Origin of the sequence: Capnocytophaga bilenii (genome assembly GCF_017565765.1) — a bacterium.
Lineage (GTDB): Bacteria > Bacteroidota > Bacteroidia > Flavobacteriales > Flavobacteriaceae > Capnocytophaga > Capnocytophaga bilenii.
Genome location: NZ_JAGDYP010000018.1, coordinates 1 through 5370, shown reverse-complemented (window position 1 = coordinate 5370; position 5370 = coordinate 1). Strand labels below are relative to the sequence as shown.

Here is a 5370-nt window from a genome sequence, read left to right as displayed (position 1 = left end):
CAATCTGTAGAGAAACCCTAATTTTTTCATTCATAACTATTTTTTTGACAATCATTGTACTTATCTAGTTTATAACGCTTATCTTTTTCCTTATTTAAAGGCAACTCTTTTCCTTCCTCCCCCCGCTGGCGCAAGCTTGTAGCTTGTGCCTAATTCAAAATTCACAATCCCCTCCCCGTCCTACCTATCCCATTTGTCGCACATTCTATGTTAATATCCAAATTTTAAAAGGTATTTTTTTGATTTTTTTTGTATTTTAGAACAAATTTTTGCCCAAAACACCACCTATAGCCTAATTTATTTAAGCTATTATTTCATTGTTATTCAAATATTTAAGAGTATTAATACACTCTTTTTTCTTCTATGCTACGGTAGCATATTTATATATGTCTACATAAGGAGTTCCTCTCTTGATTACTGCAAAAGCAATATTTACAAGTTTAAACTTTATGTTATTGCTTATCAGCAAGATATGCTTCCCTTGCTCTTTCTTCTTCTCAAAATATGCCTTTATTTGAGAGTTATATTTTTTAGCCGACTGAACCGCCATACTCAGCAAAGCCTTAACTTTTTTATTTGCAAAATGATTTACTTGAGTCTTTCCTCTTACCGACTTTCCCGAGCTATGTTCAAAAGGAGCTATTCCCGAATAGCAAGCAAATTTACGACTATTTTTAAATTTAGTAAAGTTATGAGTAATCATTACTAAATAAGCCGAAATTATAGTACCAATTCCCTTTATACTCTTCAATAAATCGCGATTCTTTTTCAATTCAGGATGCTCTTTAAAAACCCTTTCTATTTCATTTTCAATAGCTTTTAGACTATTTTTAAGAGCAACTCTTGTTTGTTGATTTATTTTATGAACACTCTCATAAGCCTTGCTATTTACCCGTCCTTCATTCTCTTGGGTCATTTTCAAACTTGTTATTGACTTTTGTATTTTTTCCCTTTCAGCAAAGAGAAGTTTAAGTTCCTGTATAGCTTCATCCGTTACCTTTGAAAGCACTATTTTATCAATATTTCTCAAGGCATAAAGAGCAATCATTTTAGCATCGGTTTTGTCATCTTTACCTCTAGTAATACCTTTAGATTTATTAATTTCAAGAGCTGAAACCTCACTATAATAAGCATTTAGCTCAGAGAGCACTTCACCTAATTTGATTGAATACACCCCTGTATTTTCAAAACAAATAAGCGTTTGAGTCAGGTTGTAACCTAACCTTTCCAAATCCTTTACAATAGATTTAATGTTTTTAGGCTTATAGTCAATTACTTTTGAACCTAATACATTGCCATTTTTATCCACATAACAAATATCTAATTTGTCTTTGGATACATCAATTCCTGTAAAAAGAACATAGTTTTTCATTTTCTAAATATGATTATTGATATTAAAAATAAGCCTTTGCTTCTAAAGTCTTTATTAGACCCTAACGTCTACCATTCTATTTAAAAATAAGGCTTTAAATCAAAGAATTGGCAGAGGACTAATGTGCGACATAAGACGTTATCTTAACCCGTCCTCCTAGTTCACCTCTGTTACTTCTTTGAAATATAAAAATACTATTTTTCTTTTATATTAGGATATTATTTTCAAAAATATTTTATAACTTTGCATTTCAAATCAATTCCAGCCCTGATTGTTCAAGTCTTTATTTACCATTCTATTTTGAAAATCAGGGTATTCAAAGAACGGGCAGAGGCAGAATGAACAGACTTTTATTCTCCTCTGCTTTTCTTTGAAAATAACTTCTTATTTTCAGGGTGCAAAGTAAAGACTCGTCCTACCTGTCGCACCCGTCCCACAATTCACAATTCATAATTTGCGAATTCCCCTCGCACTATTTAGAGCGCTTTATAGGCTTAAAAAACGCTTATCTCTATGGTGTATAAAGGAAATTAGTAGGGCAATTCTTTTGTATTATACTGATTAATAAGTTGTTGTAATTTTAACAACACATCTGATACATTACCAGATATTGCCCTTTTTACTATCTAACTAATGCCGGTTGTTTGTAAATCCAGTTATTCCGTTGGCAAAATTCAAAAAATTTCAAGTTCTCTTTTGGGTCTTTGAAAGTTATATAAGCTATTTTTAAATTTGGCAATTCACTTAATCTACTAAAATCATCTGCTTTCAATAATGATAAATCGGTCATCATTAAAGCTTTCAAATTACTCATTTTAAATATTTCCGAAACATCTGCCAGTTTAGGTAAATGAGTTGTTTGGAACAATTTTATATTGTCGGGATTAATAAATTTGGGAATGGAAGAAACTAAGGGCATATATCTTAACCAAACTTCCTGAATATGCGGCAATTGTCCAATATAGTTTAAATCCATCTCTTTACATTTTTCCAAATATAAAGAGGTAAGATTCGGAAAAACTTCCGTAATTTTCTTGCAGTTTAAAAGTTTTCTATATATCCTAAGTGTTTTAAGTGAAGATTTATTTGTTATGTTATCCAAATCAAAGTCAAAGACAGCACAGGTTTTAAGACTTGATAATTCATCAATAAATGAATGCTGTTTTGAAGTTAATCCATTTTCAAGTTCGAAATGTTTTAGATTTGAAAGTTTTCTTAAATCATTCAGAGATATTCCCTTTTTAAAGTTTTTCCGCAATTTCAATACTTGTAAATCTTTAACAAAACTTATGTCCGACAGGGAACTTATTTCTCCGGCGGCAACAAAAATATCAAGTTGTTTGACATTGGCAAGGTTTCTTAATATATGCAAATTACCCGAATAATTTTTAAGATGCTCATCAATCCATAATAAAATAGGTATATTATGTTTGGACAAAACAGTATTTACTTTATCCAAAATTAATTCTTCTGCCGAATTTTCAATATAAATTCGATCATAGTTACTTATTGTTTTATCCAAGTTATTGAGTTCCGAATCGGATATGGAATTAAGTTTTAAATCTTCTTTCATATTTGATATTATTTTGCTTTGCAACCATTACCCCCGCTGGCGCAAGCTTGCAGCTTGTGTCCAATTCAAAATTCATAATTCATAATTCATCAATTCCCCTCGCACTATTTAAAGCACTCTATAGGCTTAAAAAACGCTTATATCTATGGTGGGTAAAGAGAAATAGTGGGGCAGTTCTTTTGTATTATATTGATTAGTAAGCTGTTGGAATTTTAACAACACATCTGGAACATTACCGGTACGAGCTACAAGCTCGCACCAGCAGGGTAATACATTTCCTATCTCTTTAAGGATATTCTCATTTTAGCATATTTAGATTCTAACACCTTCATCAACAAGTTTAAAATTTCCTTTACAGCTATATCTTCAGTTTTGTGATACTTTTGTCTCATATACTCATAAGTTGTTTCAGTACCTTCATATTCCATTACTAAAAAAATATGATCTGACAATTCATCTGCAGGAAGGTCAGGATCTTTCATGCAAATATTTACCATTATAACTAATGCTAACTCCCAAGAATGTTTGGAAAGTTCATTGTTAGCGTATTCAAATATACTTTCTATGTTGGAATAATCTAATTGTTCACAATGCTTTATAAGCTCTGTGTATTTTTGCTCTATATTCATATCTCTAATCATTTGTGTTCATTGGTATATGTGCTTGAAAGTGATATAAATTTGGATTAACAGGATCATAAGTTATAACATCTCCAGAATCATTATAAACAGTTGTATCTCTTTTTCTTGTAGCACCCTGTCCATTAGAGTCTACAATAAAATCAGTAGCTGTTTCTTTGTGGGAATGAGCTACATAGTCAGCTTTATTAGGATTAGAATTAGGATTAGCTTTATCTGTTCTTATGACAGCATATTTTCCATCATCTGTATCTTTTAAGAATGTTTGATTACCATTATAATTTTTAACTTCAACATAGTCATAATCATTTGCTATTTTATGAATCTCTTCCCTTGAGAGTCCTGTAAAAGGAGGCAATTTTTTTATTTCCTCCTCACAAGTAGCTAATCCAAACACATCCACCCAGCAATTGCTATCCTTCACATACCCATATAGTGTAGGATTTCCTCCAGCTAACCCAATTGGATCTTGAGAGATATAGCTACCCGTTTCAGGGCTATAATACCTAAACCTATTATAGGCAAGTTTCGTTTCAAAGTCGTAATACTGCCCTTGGTAAAGGAATGGTATAAATGGGCACACGTCTTCACCTAAGGAAGACGCTTTAATTTCTCTTTTTACCCGTCCTTATATGTCTAATTGTCGATTCCAAACCTCGTTACCCTCGCTGTCAACAGCGAGTATAGGCGTACCGAGATGGTCGCTAATGATAGAGTATGCCTTGCCGTTTACTAATTTAGCAGTAGGTACAAAACCTTCAAACACCCAAGTAGTAAGCTACAAGCTCGCGCCAGCGGAGTTTTAATTTAATAGTTGATATTTTTTCCATTCATTAGGAATATGTAAATCAAAATCAGGAATTGAAAGATGTATTACGTCAGGAAGAAGACATTGCTTAAATCTGCTTTCGTATTTATGTAAGTATGTAGGTTGTGTCATTCCTATTGAAGCTAAGTTACTTGAATATTGATTGGGTGGAAAATAAACAAATACTTTTTGTTTGGCTTGCAATGCTAATTCTATTGCTGGAACCATATCACTATCAGCAGAAACAACAATAGATACATCTGAATTTTTTTCATAGGCATCAGCAACAATTTGAGTAGCAATTCTTACATCTGTTTCTTTTTCTTTTGGTTCCATCAAAATAATAGTTAAAAAATAAGCCACCTCTAAAAGAGGTGGCAAGCCTTAGTATTTTCCACCTAAGGGGGATATTGTGCTGCAAAGATATAAAATAATTTTTAAACAGCAAAAAAATACAGAAAAATAATTATCCCCGCCAAATCCCTCCACAGCACCCACAATCGTCCATGTGGCTCACACCCCCCGCTGGCGCAAGCTTGTAGCTTGTGCCCAATTCAAAATTCAGAATTCATAATTCCCTTTGCCGCCCGCACTCTCACCCATCCCATTACTCCCATTGCTCCCATAATTGCCCGTGTGGCTCACACCCCATTATTCCCATTGCTCCCACAATCGCTCCCCACAAACAGCACAACTGCAGCATTTTCCCCCTTTTGAAAGGGGGGTAGGGGGGAATGTTACTTTATTTCCATCCCCGTCCCACAATTCACAATTCATAATTTGCCAATTCCCCTCGCACTATTTAGAGCGCTTTATAGGCTTGAAAAACTCTTTTCTCTATGGTGTATAAAGAAAAATAGTAGGGCAATTCTTTTGTATTTTACTAATTGTTGTTATAATTTTAACAACACATCTGAAACATTACCCATTATTTTTGTAACCTAACCTTTTCCCATTACATACAATACCTTTTGTGAAA

6 protein-coding genes are annotated in these 5370 nt (G+C 33.1%); all 6 read right to left on the bottom strand.

The window, feature by feature from the left end; translation table 11 throughout:
* Nucleotides 1–361 precede the first annotated feature (361 nt).
* Nucleotides 362–1372 (bottom strand): IS110 family RNA-guided transposase, encoded by a 1011-nt coding sequence (locus tag J4N46_RS12500; protein WP_208059294.1) that lies wholly within the window; start codon nt 1370–1372, stop codon nt 362–364.
* Between the two features lie 622 nt (nt 1373–1994).
* The gene (locus J4N46_RS12495; protein ID WP_208059549.1) at nt 1995–2945 is read right to left on the bottom strand and encodes a hypothetical protein; all 951 of its coding nucleotides are present in this window, start codon (nt 2943–2945) and stop codon (nt 1995–1997) included.
* Between the two features lie 278 nt (nt 2946–3223).
* Complete coding sequence (locus J4N46_RS12490; protein ID WP_208059548.1) at nt 3224–3574, bottom strand: hypothetical protein; 351 nt, start codon at nt 3572–3574, stop codon at nt 3224–3226.
* Nucleotides 3575–3578: 4 nt separating this feature from the next.
* Entirely contained in the window at nt 3579–4166 is a 588-nt protein-coding gene (locus tag J4N46_RS12795; protein ID WP_317194305.1) for an RHS repeat-associated core domain-containing protein, read from the bottom strand.
* Between the two features lie 45 nt (nt 4167–4211).
* The gene (locus J4N46_RS12785; protein ID WP_236013983.1) at nt 4212–4349 is read right to left on the bottom strand and encodes a hypothetical protein; all 138 of its coding nucleotides are present in this window, start codon (nt 4347–4349) and stop codon (nt 4212–4214) included.
* 36 nt (nt 4350–4385) lie between these two features.
* Complete coding sequence (locus tag J4N46_RS12480; protein WP_208059547.1) at nt 4386–4727, bottom strand: NYN domain-containing protein; 342 nt, start codon at nt 4725–4727, stop codon at nt 4386–4388.
* Nucleotides 4728–5370: the final 643 nt, after the last annotated feature.

Bases quoted from the DNA above. Each gene is read 5' to 3' on its own strand.
- J4N46_RS12500 (WP_208059294.1), bottom strand. From the start codon at position 1,372: ATGAAAAACTATGTTCTTTTTACAGGAATTGATGTATCCAAAGACAAA.
- J4N46_RS12490 (WP_208059548.1), bottom strand. From the start codon at position 3,574: ATGAATATAGAGCAAAAATACACAGAGCTTATAAAGCATTGTGAACAA.
- J4N46_RS12495 (WP_208059549.1), bottom strand. From the start codon at position 2,945: ATGAAAGAAGATTTAAAACTTAATTCCATATCCGATTCGGAACTCAAT.
- J4N46_RS12480 (WP_208059547.1), bottom strand. From the start codon at position 4,727: ATGGAACCAAAAGAAAAAGAAACAGATGTAAGAATTGCTACTCAAATT.